The sequence below is a fragment of the Streptomyces sp. NPDC057307 genome, assembly GCF_042667665.1.
Classification (GTDB): Bacteria; Actinomycetota; Actinomycetes; order Streptomycetales; family Streptomycetaceae; genus Streptomyces.
Genome location: NZ_JBHUZM010000046.1, coordinates 1 through 15,693, shown reverse-complemented (window position 1 = coordinate 15,693; position 15,693 = coordinate 1). Strand labels below are relative to the sequence as shown.

At 69.3% G+C, this 15,693-nt stretch carries 19 protein-coding genes; 9 read left to right on the top strand and 10 right to left on the bottom strand.

From position 1 onward, the window contains the following. Window positions 1–28 precede the first annotated feature (28 nt). The 5 genes from ACFUN8_RS18190 to ACFUN8_RS18170 form a co-directional block, all read right to left on the bottom strand. Window positions 29–1,081: an iron-siderophore ABC transporter substrate-binding protein gene (locus ACFUN8_RS18190; RefSeq protein WP_383638089.1), complete on the bottom strand. Its 1,053-nt coding sequence runs from the start codon at window positions 1,079–1,081 to the stop codon at window positions 29–31. A 176-nt stretch (window positions 1,082–1,257) separates the two neighbouring features. Beyond that, window positions 1,258–2,100, bottom strand: coding sequence for an ABC transporter ATP-binding protein (locus ACFUN8_RS18185; protein WP_383638086.1), 843 nt, complete (start codon window positions 2,098–2,100; stop codon window positions 1,258–1,260). 34 nt (window positions 2,101–2,134) lie between these two features. Beyond that, entirely contained in the window at window positions 2,135–3,235 is a 1,101-nt protein-coding gene (locus ACFUN8_RS18180; RefSeq protein ID WP_383638083.1) for a FecCD family ABC transporter permease, read from the bottom strand. Further along, window positions 3,232–4,290, bottom strand: a complete 1,059-nt coding sequence (locus ACFUN8_RS18175; RefSeq protein WP_383638080.1) for a FecCD family ABC transporter permease — start codon at window positions 4,288–4,290, stop codon at window positions 3,232–3,234. The genes ACFUN8_RS18180 and ACFUN8_RS18175 overlap by 4 nt, the downstream gene beginning before the upstream one ends. 148 nt (window positions 4,291–4,438) lie before the next feature. Then, window positions 4,439–5,773 (bottom strand): lysine N(6)-hydroxylase/L-ornithine N(5)-oxygenase family protein, encoded by a 1,335-nt coding sequence (locus ACFUN8_RS18170; RefSeq protein ID WP_383638077.1) that lies wholly within the window; start codon window positions 5,771–5,773, stop codon window positions 4,439–4,441. 241 nt (window positions 5,774–6,014) lie between these two features. On the opposite strand from ACFUN8_RS18170, the gene ACFUN8_RS18165 reads away from it, so the two are divergent. Then, on the top strand, window positions 6,015–6,962 hold the full coding sequence (locus tag ACFUN8_RS18165; protein WP_383638074.1) for a methionyl-tRNA formyltransferase: 948 nt from the start codon (window positions 6,015–6,017) through the stop codon (window positions 6,960–6,962). A 67-nt stretch (window positions 6,963–7,029) separates the two neighbouring features. Here ACFUN8_RS18165 and ACFUN8_RS18160 read toward each other — a convergent pair whose 3' ends face one another. The 4 genes from ACFUN8_RS18160 to arsM form a co-directional block, all read right to left on the bottom strand. After that, window positions 7,030–7,569 (bottom strand): EF-hand domain-containing protein, encoded by a 540-nt coding sequence (locus ACFUN8_RS18160; RefSeq protein ID WP_383638071.1) that lies wholly within the window; start codon window positions 7,567–7,569, stop codon window positions 7,030–7,032. 143 nt (window positions 7,570–7,712) lie between these two features. Then, the gene (locus tag ACFUN8_RS18155; RefSeq protein WP_383638068.1) at window positions 7,713–8,450 is read right to left on the bottom strand and encodes an SDR family NAD(P)-dependent oxidoreductase; all 738 of its coding nucleotides are present in this window, start codon (window positions 8,448–8,450) and stop codon (window positions 7,713–7,715) included. Window positions 8,451–8,571: 121 nt separating this feature from the next. Continuing rightward, window positions 8,572–9,006, bottom strand: coding sequence for an Rrf2 family transcriptional regulator (locus ACFUN8_RS18150; RefSeq protein WP_383638065.1), 435 nt, complete (start codon window positions 9,004–9,006; stop codon window positions 8,572–8,574). 59 nt (window positions 9,007–9,065) lie between these two features. Next, on the bottom strand, window positions 9,066–9,818 hold the full coding sequence (gene arsM / locus ACFUN8_RS18145) for an arsenite methyltransferase (RefSeq protein WP_383638063.1): 753 nt from the start codon (window positions 9,816–9,818) through the stop codon (window positions 9,066–9,068). A gap of 109 nt (window positions 9,819–9,927) precedes the next feature. Here arsM and ACFUN8_RS18140 point away from each other — a divergent pair, with 109 nt between their 5' ends. The 5 genes from ACFUN8_RS18140 to ACFUN8_RS18120 all read left to right on the top strand — a co-directional run bounded on the left by ACFUN8_RS18140 (window position 9,928) and on the right by ACFUN8_RS18120 (window position 12,787). Next, window positions 9,928–10,395, top strand: coding sequence for an ArsR/SmtB family transcription factor (locus ACFUN8_RS18140; RefSeq protein WP_383638060.1), 468 nt, complete (start codon window positions 9,928–9,930; stop codon window positions 10,393–10,395). After that, the gene (gene arsB / locus ACFUN8_RS18135) at window positions 10,392–11,546 is read left to right on the top strand and encodes an ACR3 family arsenite efflux transporter (protein ID WP_383638056.1); all 1,155 of its coding nucleotides are present in this window, start codon (window positions 10,392–10,394) and stop codon (window positions 11,544–11,546) included. The genes ACFUN8_RS18140 and arsB overlap by 4 nt, the downstream gene beginning before the upstream one ends. Then, entirely contained in the window at window positions 11,539–11,943 is a 405-nt protein-coding gene (locus ACFUN8_RS18130; protein WP_383638053.1) for an arsenate reductase ArsC, read from the top strand. Before arsB ends, ACFUN8_RS18130 begins: the two co-directional genes overlap by 8 nt. 121 nt (window positions 11,944–12,064) lie before the next feature. Further along, entirely contained in the window at window positions 12,065–12,391 is a 327-nt protein-coding gene (locus ACFUN8_RS18125; RefSeq protein ID WP_383638051.1) for a WhiB family transcriptional regulator, read from the top strand. 231 nt (window positions 12,392–12,622) lie between these two features. Continuing rightward, on the top strand, window positions 12,623–12,787 hold the full coding sequence (locus ACFUN8_RS18120; RefSeq protein ID WP_383638049.1) for a hypothetical protein: 165 nt from the start codon (window positions 12,623–12,625) through the stop codon (window positions 12,785–12,787). Between the two features lie 33 nt (window positions 12,788–12,820). Here the strand turns inward: ACFUN8_RS18120 and ACFUN8_RS18115 are convergent, their stop codons facing one another. Continuing rightward, on the bottom strand, window positions 12,821–13,087 hold the full coding sequence (locus tag ACFUN8_RS18115) for a hypothetical protein (RefSeq protein ID WP_383638047.1): 267 nt from the start codon (window positions 13,085–13,087) through the stop codon (window positions 12,821–12,823). Between the two features lie 199 nt (window positions 13,088–13,286). Between ACFUN8_RS18115 and ACFUN8_RS18110 the strand changes: the two genes are divergently transcribed. The 3 genes from ACFUN8_RS18110 (at window position 13,287) to ACFUN8_RS18100 (ending at window position 15,583) form a co-directional block, all read left to right on the top strand. After that, window positions 13,287–13,634, top strand: a complete 348-nt coding sequence (locus ACFUN8_RS18110) for a GntR family transcriptional regulator (RefSeq protein ID WP_383638044.1) — start codon at window positions 13,287–13,289, stop codon at window positions 13,632–13,634. Window positions 13,635–13,699: 65 nt separating this feature from the next. Next, window positions 13,700–14,188 carry a hypothetical protein gene (locus tag ACFUN8_RS18105; RefSeq protein ID WP_383638041.1) on the top strand — a complete coding sequence of 163 codons (489 nt, stop codon included), beginning with the start codon at window positions 13,700–13,702 and terminating at the stop codon, window positions 14,186–14,188. Window positions 14,189–14,392: 204 nt separating this feature from the next. Next, window positions 14,393–15,583, top strand: a complete 1,191-nt coding sequence (locus ACFUN8_RS18100) for an alpha/beta hydrolase family protein (protein WP_383638038.1) — start codon at window positions 14,393–14,395, stop codon at window positions 15,581–15,583. The last annotated feature ends 110 nt before the right edge of the window (window positions 15,584–15,693 follow it).

Sequence of the window (15,693 nt, the reverse complement as noted above, 5' to 3'; positions counted from 1 at the left end):
CGGGAGGGACTGATCACCATCGTCTTCTCTACTTGGCGGACTTGACGAGTTCGTCGATCGCGTACGGCAGGGACGGCAGGGTGCCCTGGGACATGGCCGCGCCGACCGCCGGGCCCTCACTGTCCAGCAGGTAGGAGACCTTCCCGTTCTTGACCGCCGGCAGGTTGGCGAACAGCTCGAACTTCTTCAACGCCTCGGTGTCCGCCTTGTCGTTGACGACGAAGATGCGGTCGACGTCGATCAGGTCGATGCGCTCGGGCGACAGCTCGGTGGAGAAACCGCCGTCCGCGATCTCGTCGATCTTGGTCTGGTACTTGAATCCGGCGCCGGTCACCAACTGCCCGCGCACGTCGGTCGAGGTGAACGGGGAGATCGAGTCCTTGTACCAGGAGATGACGACCGCGGTCTGGTCGGCGAACTCGGGATTGGCCTTCTTCGCCGCGTCGAGCTTGCCCTGGATGCCCTGGATCTGCTCGGCGCCCTCGTCCGCCTTGCCGAGCGCCTTGGCGATCTGGCCCGCGTTGTCCTGCCAGGGAGCGCTGAAGGGCTCCTTCTCCGCCTTGGTGCGGCCCACCGTCGGGGCGATCTTGGAGAGCTTGTCGTAGGCGGCCTGGTCGACCTCGGAGTAGACCGCGATGATCAGGTCCGGGCGCAGCGCCGCGATCTTCTCGTAGTTGGGGCCCGAGTCACCGTTCTTCATGATGACCTCGGGGCGGGCGTCGCCCCACTTGTCCTTCACCCAGGGCCACTGGGTGTTGATGTCGGGGGTCTTGCCCGCCGGGTTCGGGTACTGGTCGACCATGCCGACCGGCTTGACGCCCAGGGCCAGGACGGCCTGGTCGTCGGTGTAGCCGACCGTGACGACCCGCTTCGGGGCCTTGGTGACCTTCGTGGATCCGAACGCGTGCTCCACGGTGACCGGGAAGGCCCCGGAGGCGGCGGCGGGGGCGTCGTCGCTCGACGTGTCCGCCGAGTCGTCGGAACCACATCCCGCGAGGAGGCCGACACCGAGCGCCGCGGCGGACAGTGTCGCCGCCAGCCGGCGCCATGGCTTCACGATCGTCGTTCTATGGAGAAGCATCCGTCAGTCCCTTGCGTTCGCGCTGTCCGCTGCACCCTCGTCTTAGGGCAGCCAAACCTTAACCTGCGTTGGTGAGGTTAGCCTAGCCTAACTTGTGAAATCCCTTTACCGACCCTTGGGTTGGACCGGGGCAACCGCACGGACGGCGACAGCGGCATCCGGCGAGCTGCGGCGGGCTAGACGTGCGTACGGCCCAGCGGCACGATGATCGGGCTGTCGCCCACCGGGGCGTCGATCACCTGGGCGCGCAGCCCGAACGCCTCGTGCAGCAACTCGGCGGTGATCACATCACGCGGATGCCCCTGCGCCAGGATCGAACCCTCGCGCATCACGATGAGGTTGTCGCTGTAACGCGTCGCCAGATTGAGGTCGTGCAGCACCATGACCACGGTGCGCCCCGACTCGTGCAGGTCGTCCACCAGGTCGAGCACGTCGATCGCGTGCGCCAGGTCCAGGTAGGTGGTCGGCTCGTCCAGCAGCAGCAGATCGGTGCCCTGAGCCAGCGTCATCGATATCCAGACGCGCTGACGCTGTCCGCCGGAGAGCGAGTCGACCGGGCGGTCGGCCAGATCGGCCACGCCGGTCATGGCGAGCGCGCGCTCCACGACGTCGGCGTCGTCCGACGACCACTGCCGCAGCCAACTCTGGTGCGGATGGCGCCCCCTGGCGACCAGGTCGGACACCGTCAGACCCTCCGGCGCGACCGGCGCCTGCGGCAGCAGACCGAGCTTCTTCGCCACGTCCCGGGTCCTGAGCCTGCCGATGTCCTCACCGTCGAGCACGACCGTGCCCCTGGTCGGCTTGAGCAGCCGCGTAAGGGTGCGCAACAGGGTCGACTTGCCACAGCCGTTGGGGCCGATGATCGTGGTGATCACGCCTGGCGGGATCGACACGTCGAGGTCGTCGATGACGGTCCGGCCGCCGTACCCGACCGTGACTCCCCTGGCCGCCAGCCGTGCGACGCCGTCGGCGCCGGACGCGACCTCGGTCTCGATCTCGGTGATGTACTGAGCAGCCACAGGCCCCCCTTATTAGGTTTGCCTAACCTTTTTATCATCTATCCGTCTGCCGGAGGTTCGCCCTCACCAGCAGATAGACGAGGAAGGGCCCGCCGATCGCGGCGGTCACCACACCTACGGGGAGCGTGATCGGCAGCGCCGCACGCGCGATCAGGTCCGCGCCGATCAGCAGCAACGCGCCCACCAGGCCGGAAGCCACCAACGGCGGTGTCGGGCAGCGGACCAGACGCATCGCCACCTGCGGCGCCACCAGCGCCACGAACGCGACCGGGCCCGCCGCGCTGACGGCGACGGCCGCCAGCAGGACCGCGCAGAGCAGCAGGACCGCCCGCACCATCGAGTAGCGGACGCCCAGGCCGGCGGCGACCTCGTCGCCGAGGTGCAGCGGCTTGAACTGGAAAGCGGCGGCGGCCACGACGGCCATGAGGACGACCGTGCACCAGAGCGCCACCCGTACGTCGTCCCACGACCGGTTGTCCAGCGAGCCGACCAGCCACACCTGGGCCCGCGCGACGTCCCTGATGTCGGCCTGGACCAGCAGCCAGGTGGTGATCGCCTGCATCACCGCACTCACCGAGATACCGATCAGGATGAGCCGGAAGCCGTCGATCCCGCGCCGCCAGGCCAGGAAGTACACCAGCAGCCCCGTACCGAGACCGCCGGCGAGCGCGGCCGCGGACAGGCCCACCGAGCTGACCACCGCCGCGGTGGTGCCGCTCGACACCGTCACCAGGAACACCGCGACCGCGCCGGCGCCCCAGGTGATTCCCAGAATGTCGGGGCTGGCCAGCGGATTGCGCGCGACGGCCTGCGTGATCGCCCCGGACACCCCCAGCGCGATCCCCACGACAAGACCGGCGAGGGCACGTGGCATCCGCAGGTCCATGATCACGAACTGGTCGACCTGCTCACCCCGGCCGAAGAGGGTGGCGACCACCTGGGGCAGTCCGATGGGGAAGTCCCCGACGCCGATGGAGACACAGAACACCAGGAAGGTCGCTCCCGTGAGGAGCAGTGTGACCAGCACCATCCAGGGACGCCAGACGAACGACAGCCCCCCGAGCCGGGCGCCCGGCGCCACCGGTCGCTTCACGGACTCGTCGCGCCTCTGGTGCGTCAGGTCTGTCTTGTTCATGCGCTCTTGAACTTTCCTCGCCACACGAGGCCCGCGAAGAACGGGGCGCCGAGGAGGGCGACGACGACGCCCGAGTCCAACTCGCCCGGCCGCACCACCAATCGCCCCACGATGTCACTGAACAACAGGATCAGGGCCCCGAGCAGACCCGCGTACGGCACCAGCCAGCGGTAGTCCGGCCCGGTGAGATACCGGGCCACATGGGCCACCATGAGCCCGAGGAACGCGATGGGGCCGCATGCCGCCGTCGCCGCTCCCGCCAGCAGGGTGATGGCGACGATGCCGATGGTGCGGGTGAGCGCCATGTTCACACCCAGCCCGCGCGCCACATCGTCACCGAGGTTGAGCAGGTTGAGGGCGGGCAGCGTGAACAGCGCCAGCACCAGTCCGACCGCGACGAACGCGGCCACCGGCCAGATGACACCGAAGCCGACACCGGCCACGGAGCCCGAGTTCCAGAACCGCAGCGCGTTCAGCGACTTCTGGTCGGACAGGGAGATCGCCGTGGTCATCGCCGCGAGGAAGACCGTGACGCCCTGTCCCGCCAGTACGAGCGTCAGCGGATTGCCGGCGCCCCGGCCGATGCTCGACAGACCGAACACGACGACACCGGCGACGCCCGCTCCCACGAAGGCGAACCAGACGTACTGGAAGGGGTCGGTGAACCCGAACAGGGCGATCGCCGTCACCACGGCGAACGAGGCGCCGGCGTTCACCCCGAGCAGCCCGGTGTCCGCGATCGGGTTGCGCGTGTACCCCTGGATCAGGGCTCCGCCGACCCCGAGGGCGATACCCGCCACGATCGCGAGCACCGTCCGGGGCACCCGCACGGTGTGCACGATGAGCCTGATCTCGGTGAGCCGCTGGTCGGACTCCGGCGCGGCGAACAGTCCGTGCCACACCTCGGCGGGACTCAGCGCGCGGGCGCCGACGGCCAGCGAGACGACGCCCATGACCAGCAGGATCACCACCAGCACGCCCAGCCCGAGGGCCCGGTGCCGGCGGGCTTCCGTCGTGCCCTTGGGTATCGGGCGTTCCACTGCAGTCGTGCTCATGTCGACGTACGTTATCCCTTTGATCTACGAGGGAGGCAGGGCCGGTCGGGCGTCCCACGCCCCGTGGACGGACCCGTGGACGGACCCGTGGACGGACCCGGGGGCAGACCCGGGGGCAGACCCCGGAGGCCCGGCCGTGGGGCCCGGCTCACACCGAGGTCTGCCGGGCCTCGCCGGAGGCTGCCTTGGCACCCCGGTCGAGGAGCGAGTCCAGGATCTCGCCGACCCGGATCGCGGTGTTGGACAGCAGGGACGACGTGATGCCGTGCGTGTGCTCCGTGCCGCCCTGCAGGTAGATGCCGCAGCGCAGGTCGTCGTCCGTCGCGATGCGGTAGTCGCGCTCGACACGGACCCGGCCCTCGTCGTCGCGGAGGCAGCGCTCGGCGACATCGCCGAGGAGGCCGACGGGGTCGGCCTGGCTGTAACCGGTGGCGAACACCACGACATCCGCGTCCAGGAAGGTCTCCTCGCCCGTGACGAGTGACTTCACCGTGGCACGGGCCTTGTCCGGCGTCTCCTTGACGTCGACGAGCCGGGACACGTTGATGAAGCGCAGCCGCTCGGTGCCGAGGACCTTCTCCTGGTAGCTCTGCCGGTACAGGTCGTCGATCAAGTCGATGTCCACCACGGAGTAGTTGGTGTTCCCGTGATAGTCCATCAGCCGCGTCTTGACCTCGTCGGGCGCGGCGAAGTACTGGTCGACCGCCTCGGGGTCGAAGATCCGGTTGGCGAAGCCGCTGTCGTCGGCGGGGCTGTAGCCGTAGCGGGAGAAGACCGCGCAGACCTCGGCCTCCGGGAAGCGGCGGTGCAGGTAGGCGACGTTCTCGGCGGCGCTCTGCCCGGCGCCGACGACGACGAACCGGGAAGGCGAGGTGCCCTCCAACCCGTCGACCTTCTTCAGCAGTTCGGAGTTGTGCCAGACGCGGTCGCCGCGCTCCACGCCCGCCGGCATCTGCGGGCGCAGTCCGGTGCCGATGACGAGGTTGCGGGCCCGGTGGACCACGAGCCCCTCCCCCGACCGTACGGTCACGTCCAGGTACTCGACGGTTCCGTCGTGGACGATCGGCGTCACGCCGACGACCTCGTGGCCGTACGAGACCATGTCGTCGACCTTGGCCGCGGCCCACTCGAAGTAGTCGTGGAACTCGACCCGCAGCGGGAAGAGGTTCTTGTGGTTGATGAAGTCGATCAGCCGGCCCTTGCTCTGCAGGTAGCAGAGGAAGCTGAACTCGCTGGTCGGGTTCCGGAGCGTCACCAGGTCCTTGAGGAAGGAGACCTGCATGGTCGCGTCGTCGATCAACATGCCCCGGTGCCAGCCGAATCGCGGCTGCTGCTCGAAGAAGTGAGCGGTGACGGACTCCTGCCTGCCGACGCGTGCGTTGTGCTCGCTGACCGCGATCGACATGGCCACATTGGACGGCCCGAAGCCGATACCTATGAGGTCGTAGACCGGTGCTGCGTCGCCAGGAAGAACCTGTGACATGTCACTCCCATTCATACGGGGGAAGCCGCCTGTCAGGTGCGGGGGGAAGGTACGAAGGGCGGGCACGCCGACGAAGCAGCCCGCCTGAACTTAGGTGAGCCTAAGCTAATCCCCAGCGGCTGTCGATAGGACCCCCTGCCGCCGGGACCCGCTGACTGGGGTATCACATGGGCGAGTTGCAAACTAAGGTAAGCCTTGCTTAACTCTCCGTCGGTCCATCCCTGCTCTGAGGAGGAACCCCATGCGGGTCGTCATGTTCGGTTACCAGACCTGGGGCCATCGCACCCTGCAAGCCCTTCTGGACTCCGAGCACGACGTGGTGCTGGTCGTGACACACCCCAAGAGCGAGCACGCGTACGAGAAGATCTGGAGCGACTCCGTCGCCGATCTCGCCGAGGAGCACGGCGTCCCGGTGCTGATCCGCAACCGGCCCGACGACGAGGAACTGTTCGAACGGCTCAAGGAGTCCGATCCGGACATCATCGTGGCGAACAACTGGCGGACCTGGATCCCCCCGCGGATCTTCGGCCTCCCGCGTCACGGCACGCTGAACGTGCACGACTCGCTGCTGCCGAAGTACGCCGGTTTCTCCCCGCTGATCTGGGCGCTGATCAACGGCGAGCCCGAAGTGGGCGTCACCGCGCACCTGATGGACGACGAACTCGACGCCGGCGACATCGTCCGGCAGGAGGCGGTGCCGGTCGGACCGACGGACACCGCGACCGACCTCTTCCACAAGACCGTCGACCTCATCGCCCCGGTCACCATCGGCGCGCTCGGCCTCATCGCCGCCGGGCAGACGGAGTTCACCAAGCAGGACCGCTCGCAGGCGACCTTCTTCCACAAGCGGTCCGTCGAGGACATCCGGGTCGACTGGTCCTGGCCGGCGGAGGACCTCGAACGCCTGGTCCGCGCCCAGTCGGAGCCGTACCCCAGCGCCTTCACCTTCCACAAGGGCAAGCGGCTCGAAGTGCTGGCCGCGGTGGTGTCCGAGGGCCGCTACGGCGGTACGCCCGGCCGGATCTTCTACCGCGAGGGTGACGGCGTGGTGATCGTCGCCGGAGCCGACGCGCGCACCGGCCGCAACCGCGGCCTGGCCATCACGCGCGTACGGACCGAGGACGGCCGCGAGTTGCCCGCGACGGAGTACTTCACCTCCATGGGCGGCTATCTGACCAACCGCGCCTGACACGAACGCGCCGCGGTCCCCGGGCGGGGACCGCGGCGGGATTACGTGCTCCCGGGCCGGGTTGGCCCTACGCGGCGAACCGGCCGCAGAGCAGGTTGCCCGGTTCCGCCGGGTCGTCGCTGATCCAGAACTGACGCCACAGGATCGCGAACTCGTCGCGGCTCAGGTGGCCGTCGCCGTTCAGATCGAGCAGTTCGAAGACGCCCGTCATGTCCACGGGCCGGCCGTTCCAGGTCTCCACGAGCCTGCGGTGCTCCTCCGGGGATATGACGCCGTCGCCGTTGGAGTCCACGGCGTCGAAGACCGTCTCGGCGGTCGCGGACACATCCGCGATCATCGTGGGCAACTTGTCGACGAGCGCGAGCAGTTCACCCAGGTCGACCGCGCCGTCCCCATTGGCGTCCCCGGTCTCCAGCAGCGCCGCCCACCAGCCCATCAGCAGCGTCTCCACCCGCGTACGCAACTCCGTGCCGGGCCCCACTCCCGGCAACCTGCTCCAGCGGGCGACCAGCGCCCTGAAGTCCTCCTCGCGCAGATAGCCGTCGCTGTCCACGTCCAACGCGGCGAACATCCCCTTGAGCTTGCGCTCCTGAAACGCACTGGCCATGAGCGGCCTCCCTCGCGATAGCGGACAGCGCGTAACTATAGATTCGGACACGACCACACAACTACGGGCACATTTGCACGAAGAGTCACCCGTCCGGGGCTCTCGTCCGTGCTCTCGGCGTCGCCGAAGCGCCCCCGACCCCACTAGAGCTGCGTGACACCGCCGTCGACGAGGAGTTCGGCTCCCGTGGTGAAGGAACTCTGGTCGCTCGCGAGATAGAGGGCCGTGGCGGCGACCTCGTCAGGACGGCCGACGCGACCGAGCGGGGTCGCCGGAGCGGGCTCGCCACTCGTGGGAATACTGGCCCGCAAGCCGTCGCCGCCCGGGGTCTCGACCGGTCCGGGCGTGAGGGCGTTGACCCGGATCCCACCGCCGGCGAGTTCCGCCGCCCAGGTGCGGGCCAGGCTGCGGACGGCGGCCTTCGTCGCGGCGTAGACGGCCAGTCCGGGAGCCGCGCGCAGCCCGACGCTGGAGGAGACCAGGGTGATGGAGCCACCGGCCGTCATCAAGGGGAGGGCCTTCTGCACGGTGAAGATCGTTCCCTTGAGGTTGATCGACGACGTCCTGTCGTACTCCTCCTCGGTGATGTCGCCGACAAGGGCGTACGTCCCCACTCCGGCATTGGCGACGACGATGTCGAGCCGCCCGCTGCGAGCGGTGATCTCGGCGAAGAGGCGGTCGAGGTCGCCGAGTTCGGACACGTCGCTCCGTACGCCGATGCCTCGGTCGCCGACCTCCGCGACGGCCGCGTCCAGTTCCTTCTGGCGCCGCCCGGTGAGGTAGACGGTCGCTCCCTCGGCCGCGAAGCGGCGGGCGATGGCGAGTCCGATGCCGGTGGAACCACCGGTCACCAGGGCGGTCTTGTCGTTCAGCTGTCCCATGAGAAGCTCCGAATTCTTGAGGTAACCATTTTTGTTACATTGATGGGCGAGAAAAGGGCCGCGGTCGCGGATCCGGATCTCAGGCCTCAGACCTCAGATCCCGAAACGACCGCGGCCCGCCCTACCCCGCGGTGGCCAGTACGTCACGCAGGACATCCGCCAGCGTGGTGCGCGCCAGCTCCACGCGGAGCGACTTCTCGATCCCGTCGTAGACGTTCCGCATCGCGGGCCCGATGCCGTGCCCCACCACACATTCGGGGTCCGGCACCGAGCGGTGCAGCGCGAAGACCGGACCGGGCTCCACCGCGTCGTACACGTCGAGCAGGGTGATGGCTTCCAGTTCGCGCGCGAGCAGCCATCCCGCACCCGCGCCGCGCCGGGAGTCGACGAGCCCCGCCCCGCGCAGCTCGGCCAGCAGCCGCCTGATCACCACCGGGTTGGTGTTGACGCTCGCCGCTATCTGCTCCGACGTGGCGACCTCGTGTCCGCGCCTCTGGTAGAGCCCGATCCAGGTCAGGGCATGGGTCGCGATGGTCAGCCTGCTGTTGGCGCTCACTTCGCACCCTCCCTCCGGGCTTTGACGTAACCATAACTGTTACGACTGCTCCCGGTCAATCATCCGGCGGGCTTGGCGGCTCGAACGATCGCCGAGCTCACACCGTCGGCGACGGCATGGGTGGGGGTGATCTCGATGCCGGTGAATCCGGCGGCCTCCAGTCCCGCACGGTATTCGGCGAAGGAGAGCGCGCCGGCGATACAGCCGACGTAGTCACCGCGCTCGGCGCGCTGTTCGGCGCCGAGGTGGTCCTCGGCGACCACGTCCGAGATTCCGATCCGGCCGCCGGGGGCGAGCACACGGAACGCCTCCGCGAAGACGGCCGGCTTGTCGGTGGACAGGTTGATGACGCAGTTGGAGATGACGACGTCGATCGTGTTCGCGGGCAGCGGGATCGCCTCGATGGCGCCTTTGAGGAACTCGACGTTGCCGGCCCCGGCCTCGCGCCGGTTCGCCAGGGCGAGGGCGAGCATCTCCTCGGTCATGTCGAGCCCGTACACCTTGCCGGTCGGGCCCACTCGACGGGCGGAGAGGAGGACGTCGATGCCGCCGCCGGAACCGAGGTCCAGGACCCGCTCGCCCTCGCGGAGGTCGGCGACGGCGGTGGGGTTGCCGCAGCCGAGGGAAGCGGCCAGGGCATCGGCCGGCAGTTCGGCGCGCTCGTCGGCCGCGTAGAGGGCTCCGCCGAAGTTGTCGTCGACCTCGACGGCCTGCGGCCCGCAACACGCGGTGCCGCCCTCGGCGACCTGGACGGCGGCTGCCGCATAACGCCGACGGACGGTCTCGCGCAGTTCGGTGGACTGCTCGCTCATGACTCTCACTCCTTGCCGGAGGGGCTGGGACAGGCCCCTGGGAACGGACTGTATCGATGTTCTTCGATGCAACCTTGCGCCCTGATTCGAAGCCTGTCAATATTGAAGAATGTCGAAACAAGAGCTTGTGGTGCTCGGCCAGGACGCCACCGACGCCTGCTGCCCCACGCTGCTGACCGCCCCGCTCGCCGAGGACCGGGCCGTCGAGCTGGCGAAGATGTTCAAGGCTCTGGGCGACCCGGTCCGGCTGCGGCTGCTGTCGATGATCGCCTCGCGGGACGGTGGCGAGATCTGCGTCTGCGACCTCACCCCCGCCTTCGACCTGTCCCAGCCGACGATCTCCCACCACCTCAAGCTCCTGCGGCAGGCCGGACTCATCGACTGCGAACGCCGCGGGACATGGGTGTACTACTGGCTGCTGCCCGAGACGACCGACAAGCTCGCCGGACTCCTCACCCGTCCCGGCGCCCGACAGACTCCGGGGATGCCGGAAATGCCGGAGACGCGCGCGACCACCGAGACCACTGAGGCCGGCGCGACCACTGAGGCCGGCGCCACCGCCGGGGCCTCGGCATGAGCCGGACCACCAACGGGCCGGTGTCCGCCCGGCTGTCCTTCCTGGACCGGTTCCTCGCCGGGTGGATCCTTATCGCCATGGCCGCGGGCCTGGGGCTCGGGCGCCTGGTCCCCGGACTCGGTGACGCGCTGGCGAAGGTGACGGTCACCGGGGTCTCGCTGCCGATCGCACTCGGCCTCCTCGTGATGATGTATCCCGTCCTGGCCAAGGTCCGCTACGACCGGATCGACACGGTCGCCCGCGACCGGCGCCTGCTGATCCCGTCCCTGGTCCTCAACTGGCTCCTCGGCCCGGCCCTGATGTTCGCCCTCGCCTGGATCTTCCTGCCCGACCTGCCGGAGTACCGGACCGGCCTGATCATCGTCGGTCTCGCCCGGTGCATCGCCATGGTCATCATCTGGAACGACCTCGCCGGCGGGGACCGCGAGGCGGCGGCCGTCCTGGTCGCCGTCAACTCCGTCTTCCAGGTGGTCGCGTTCAGTCTGCTCGGCTGGTTCTATCTCTCCGTACTGCCAGGCTGGCTGGGCCTTGCGCGGACCGCGCTCGACGTGTCCGTGTGGGAGATCTCCCGCTCCGTCCTGATCTTCCTCGGGATCCCGCTGCTGGCCGGGTTCCTGACCCGCCGGATCGGCGAGAAGGCCAAGAGCCGGGCCTGGTACGAGGACCGGCTCATCCCCCGTATCGGCCCGTTCGCCCTGTACGGACTGCTGTTCACCATCGTCGTCCTGTTCGCCCTCCAGGGCGAGGCCATCACCTCGAAGCCGCTGGATGTCGCGAGGATCGCGCTGCCGCTCCTGGTGTACTTCGCCGTCATGTGGGCCGGATCGATGGCCCTCGGAAAAGCTGTCGGACTCGACCATCCGAAGGCGACGACGCTGGCGTTCACCGCCGCGGGCAACAACTTCGAACTCGCCATCGCCGTCGCGATCGCCACCTTCGGCGCGACCTCCGGGCAGGCGCTGGCCGGAGTCGTGGGACCGCTCATCGAAGTGCCGGTGCTGATCGGACTGGTCCATGTCGCCCTGGCCGCCCGCCGGTTCTTCCCCCGACCGGCTGCGGCGCCCGCCGAGCCCATCACCGCCGAATCGCTCACACCCGAGCCGATCACCGCCGAGTCGGTCACCCCCGAGGAGGGCCCCGCCCGTGTCTGAGACCAGGCCGTCCGTACTGTTCGTATGCGTCCACAACGCGGGCCGGTCCCAGATGGCCGCCGCCTTCCTCAGCCACCTCGCCGGCGACCGGGTCGAGGTCCGCTCCGCCGGATCCGCCCCCGCCGGGACGGTGAACCCGGCCGTCGTCGCGGCGATGGCCGAGGAGGGTATCGACCTCACCGCCGAGACCCCGAAGATCCTCACCGTGGACGCGGTGCGGGCGTCCGACGTGGTGATCACCATGGGCTGCGGCGACAGCTGCCCCGTCTTCCCCGGCAAGCGGTACCTCGACTGGCAGCTCGAAGACCCGGCAGGCCAGGGCGTCGACGCCGTGCGACCGATCCGCGACGAGATCCAGCGGCGGATCCGCCGGCTGCTGGACGAACTGGGCGAATGACGCGTTCCGATGTTTGCCGTCGCTGTGCGAACAGTCACCCGAAGGGGTGATCAGCGAACTGCCATCTGTCGGAACGGTAAAGCGTTTTGTAGCGTCTGACCTTCCAGGGGAAGGGGGCGCGATGAACGCACAGTCGGAGTGGGGCGGACGGGGTGCCTGCCGGGCCGTCGATCCGGACACCCTGTTCGTACAGGGTCAGGAGCAGAACAAGGCGAAGTCCGTGTGTCTTGGCTGTCCGGTACGCACGGAGTGCCTGGCCCATGCCCTCGACAACCGGGAGGAATTCGGTGTCTGGGGCGGCATGACCGAGCGCGAGCGCCGGGCACTGCTGCGGCGGAGGCCGACCGTCACGTCCTGGCGGCGCCTGTTGGAGACCGCCCGGGGCGAACACGAACACGAGCAGCCCGACGGCGGCGAGGGCCTGCAACTGCCCGCCGGTGGCCTGTAGTCCGGGGTGGGCGGTCCGGGTTCCGACCGGTCGGCACATGGGCGCCGGCGATTCGCTTGGTACGTGAACCCGCCTTCCGCACGGGCCACTTGGCCTGACTGAGGAGCCTCGGGCGACGAGCCGTACAGAAGAGTGGGAACGCCACGGCCCGGCCTCCGCGTGCCGAACGCCGGCGCTTCCCGAGCGCGGCGGCCCTCGGCGAGGCGGCTGGGGCAGGAAGTCAAGGTCCGGATGCCGGAGCGCACGCTGATGGGGATCGTGGCCCGTACCGCGTACTGGTTGGAGTGGTGGCGCCGCTTCGGTCCGCCCTCGGGCAATAACCCGAAGCTCGACGTCGACTTCACCCGGCTCCGCGACCAGGACCTGACCGCCGCCGTCCTCGGGCAGGCAGCCTGAACCAGCAGGGTGCCCGCCCTTGGTGGCGGGCCTTCAGCGGCGCAGGACGCTGACGACGCGTTCCCTGCCCAGGATCGGGGCGTCCTCGCATCCTTCGGGGGTGACGAGGTAAGGGCCGACCCACTTGCGGGAGTTGCCCGTCGGGTCGTCGTGGCCGGGGTAGGTGCGGCGGTTCGGCCGTACGAACCACTGGTGGCGGTAGATGCGGCCGGCGGTGTCGCAGGCCCCCTGGTCGTCGTCGGGTACGGGGCGGATGGACGGGGGGAGCGTGATGTAGCGGACCGGGGCGTCGGGGCTCAAGAACCTCGACGACGGTGGCCCCGTCCAGGAGGAAGCCCACGGCGTCAACCGCGTCCCCATACAGACAGCCCTCGCCGACCTACTCCCGGACCCGAACATCCCGACGCCTCGACCACCTCGACCACCTTGACCGCACCAGCATCCCCACAGTGGCCCGGTATTGACTCCAACTCGGAATAGTGCTGATAATGCTAGCACTATGAGGTGGGTAATCGATCACATGTCGCGGGAGCTGCTCCCGCACCAGGTCGCCCGCTGCGTCCGCCAGGGCGTGGCCGCGGGCGATCTGGCCGTCGGCGAGCAGTTGCCCCCGGCGGCCGAGCTGGCCGAGGCGCTGGAGGTCGACCGCAACACCGTGCTGGCCGCCTACCGGCAGCTCCGCGACGAGGGCCTGCTCGAATTCCGGCGGGGCCGCGGTGCGCGGGTGGCGTCCGCGGTGCCCGAGCCGTCGTCTGTGCTCGACGCCGCCCAGGCCCTGGTGGCCGAGGCACGCCGGTACGGCCTCGGCCAGAGCGACCTGGTCCGCCTCATCGAGCGACTGATGTGACCCACAGGACGGCTCGCCGAGCGTCTTGGCGCGACTGAGAAGATTTAGGGAGAGGACAGAGCCTGATGACGACATCCGCATTCGCCGGCCCCGGCCGGCACTCGGTCTACACGGGACGGGCCACGAACTGGCCCATGGTGGTGCTGAGCGTCGCCCTGGTCGGGCTGCTGCTGGCCGTGAGCAACCTATCGGCGAGCGACCACGGCGATCTCCTGATCCTGCTGCTGGTCATCGGCACCGGTGTGCTGCTCGAGGTGCTGACCTCCGCCAGCGTCCGGACCGCCGCGGGCCCCCACGGCGTAACAGTCCGGTTCGGTGTGCTCGGCCTGCCGCGCTGCAGGTACCGGCTCGCGCAGATCGCCCACGCCGAGGTCATCGACCTGTCGGCGTGGTCCGTCGCGTACGGCTTCTGGTGGACCCCGCGCCGGACGTGCTGCACGCTCCGCTCCGGGCCGGCCCTGCGCCTGACGCTGAACTCCGGCCGTACGGTGACCATCACGGTGCCGGACGCCCCCGCGGCCGTCGCCGTCATCCGCGAGGCCGCCTCACACTGAAGTGTCCCGGCGAAGAAGGCGTCGACGGCCAGTCTGTCCGGCACGTCGGCGAGCGCCGCCGGTTGTGCACACCGGTCCTGGCAGCCCATTGCCGCCTGCTGCACCCTCGCCGCCGGCTCGCGCCAAGCCTCACGGTCATGAGCGCACAAGATCGCCTATCGCTGACCGCTGTACCGATCTTCCTCAACCCCGGAGAGTCGATCCTTGAAGACACTCGTCGCAGTTCTCGCCTCCGCCGCCATGCTGCTGGCCGGCTCGCCCGCCGCGGCTGAACCGCAGCCTGTCCTGCCGTCCCGGATGGCCGCCGGGGCCGACATCCGGCTGACGTTGCCGCGGCCGACCGGGCCGGAGCGGATCGGCACCGTCTCGCTGCATCTCGTCGACCGGTCCCGGCCCGATCCGTGGGTGCCGGCCGAGAAGGTTCGCGAGCTGATGGTGCAGATCTGGTATCCGGCGCGCGGCGTCCACGGCCATCCGCGGGCGGATTGGGTGTCGCCGGGCGTGGCGGCCCGCATCAACCCGCCGGGGAGTGGCTTCGTGCTGCCGGTCACGCACGGGCACACTGGCGCGCCAGCCGCCTTGGGCCGCCGGCCGGTCGTGATGTACTCACCCGGCTTCGGCGGGGAGCGCACCGGGAGCACGGCGCTCGTCGAGGACCTGGCCAGCCACGGCTTCGTCGTCGTGACGATCGACCACACGCACGACGCGCAGTTCGTCGAGTTCCCGGACGGGCGGATCGCGACCCACTCGATCCCGCCGCCGGCCGGCCCCGACGATGAGGAGTCGTCGCTGGGCAAGGTGCTCGACGTCCGGGTGGCCGACACCCGCTTCGTCCTCGACAAGCTGACCGCGATCAGCCGCGGGCACAACCCCGACGCATCGGGCCAGGCGCTGCCGCGGGGACTCGCGAAGGCCCTCGACCTGTCCCGGGTCGGGATGTTCGGCGCGTCCCTCGGCGGTGCCGCCTCGGCCGAGACGATGCTGGTGGACCGGCGGGTGCGGGCCGGGCTCAACCTGGACGGCACCTTCTTCGGCCGGGTGCTCACCGCCGGCCTGGACCGGCCGTTCCTGATGATGGGCGCCGACTACCAGAGCCCCGACGACGCCGACCAGACCTGGGATCAGATGTGGACCCGGCTGCGCGGCCCGCGATACTGGATCCAGCTGAAGAACGCCGGGCATCTGTCCTTCACCGACTTCCAGATCCTGCTGCCTCAGAGCGGAACTCCAGCGGAGGACAGCGAGCCGTTGATCGGTAGCATCGACGGCGGACGGTCCATCGCCGTCCAGCGGCCGTACGTGCGGGCGTTCTTCGACAGACACCTGGGTCACCGCGGCGGCCGCCTGCTGGCCGGTCCATCGGCGCGCTTTCCGGAGATGCGTTTCCTACCGTGAGCCGGCCCTTGAGGACTAGGGGGTGTCTTGTCGATCATTGGTCGAGCCAGATGAGGGTGCTGGCGAGGGTGATGGCGGCGAGGTAGCGGTCGGGGCGTTTGTCGTAGCGG

Bases quoted from the DNA above. Each gene is read 5' to 3' on its own strand.
- ACFUN8_RS18190 (WP_383638089.1), bottom strand. From the start codon at position 1,081: ATGCTTCTCCATAGAACGACGATCGTGAAGCCATGGCGCCGGCTGGCG.
- ACFUN8_RS18180 (WP_383638083.1), bottom strand. From the start codon at position 3,235: ATGAACAAGACAGACCTGACGCACCAGAGGCGCGACGAGTCCGTGAAG.
- ACFUN8_RS18175 (WP_383638080.1), bottom strand. From the start codon at position 4,290: ATGAGCACGACTGCAGTGGAACGCCCGATACCCAAGGGCACGACGGAA.
- ACFUN8_RS18170 (WP_383638077.1), bottom strand. From the start codon at position 5,773: ATGTCACAGGTTCTTCCTGGCGACGCAGCACCGGTCTACGACCTCATA.
- ACFUN8_RS18165 (WP_383638074.1), top strand. From the start codon at position 6,015: ATGCGGGTCGTCATGTTCGGTTACCAGACCTGGGGCCATCGCACCCTG.
- ACFUN8_RS18160 (WP_383638071.1), bottom strand. From the start codon at position 7,569: ATGGCCAGTGCGTTTCAGGAGCGCAAGCTCAAGGGGATGTTCGCCGCG.
- ACFUN8_RS18155 (WP_383638068.1), bottom strand. From the start codon at position 8,450: ATGGGACAGCTGAACGACAAGACCGCCCTGGTGACCGGTGGTTCCACC.
- arsM (WP_383638063.1), bottom strand. From the start codon at position 9,818: ATGAGCGAGCAGTCCACCGAACTGCGCGAGACCGTCCGTCGGCGTTAT.
- ACFUN8_RS18140 (WP_383638060.1), top strand. From the start codon at position 9,928: ATGTCGAAACAAGAGCTTGTGGTGCTCGGCCAGGACGCCACCGACGCC.
- arsB (WP_383638056.1), top strand. From the start codon at position 10,392: ATGAGCCGGACCACCAACGGGCCGGTGTCCGCCCGGCTGTCCTTCCTG.
- ACFUN8_RS18125 (WP_383638051.1), top strand. From the start codon at position 12,065: ATGAACGCACAGTCGGAGTGGGGCGGACGGGGTGCCTGCCGGGCCGTC.
- ACFUN8_RS18120 (WP_383638049.1), top strand. From the start codon at position 12,623: ATGCCGGAGCGCACGCTGATGGGGATCGTGGCCCGTACCGCGTACTGG.
- ACFUN8_RS18110 (WP_383638044.1), top strand. From the start codon at position 13,287: ATGAGGTGGGTAATCGATCACATGTCGCGGGAGCTGCTCCCGCACCAG.
- ACFUN8_RS18105 (WP_383638041.1), top strand. From the start codon at position 13,700: ATGACGACATCCGCATTCGCCGGCCCCGGCCGGCACTCGGTCTACACG.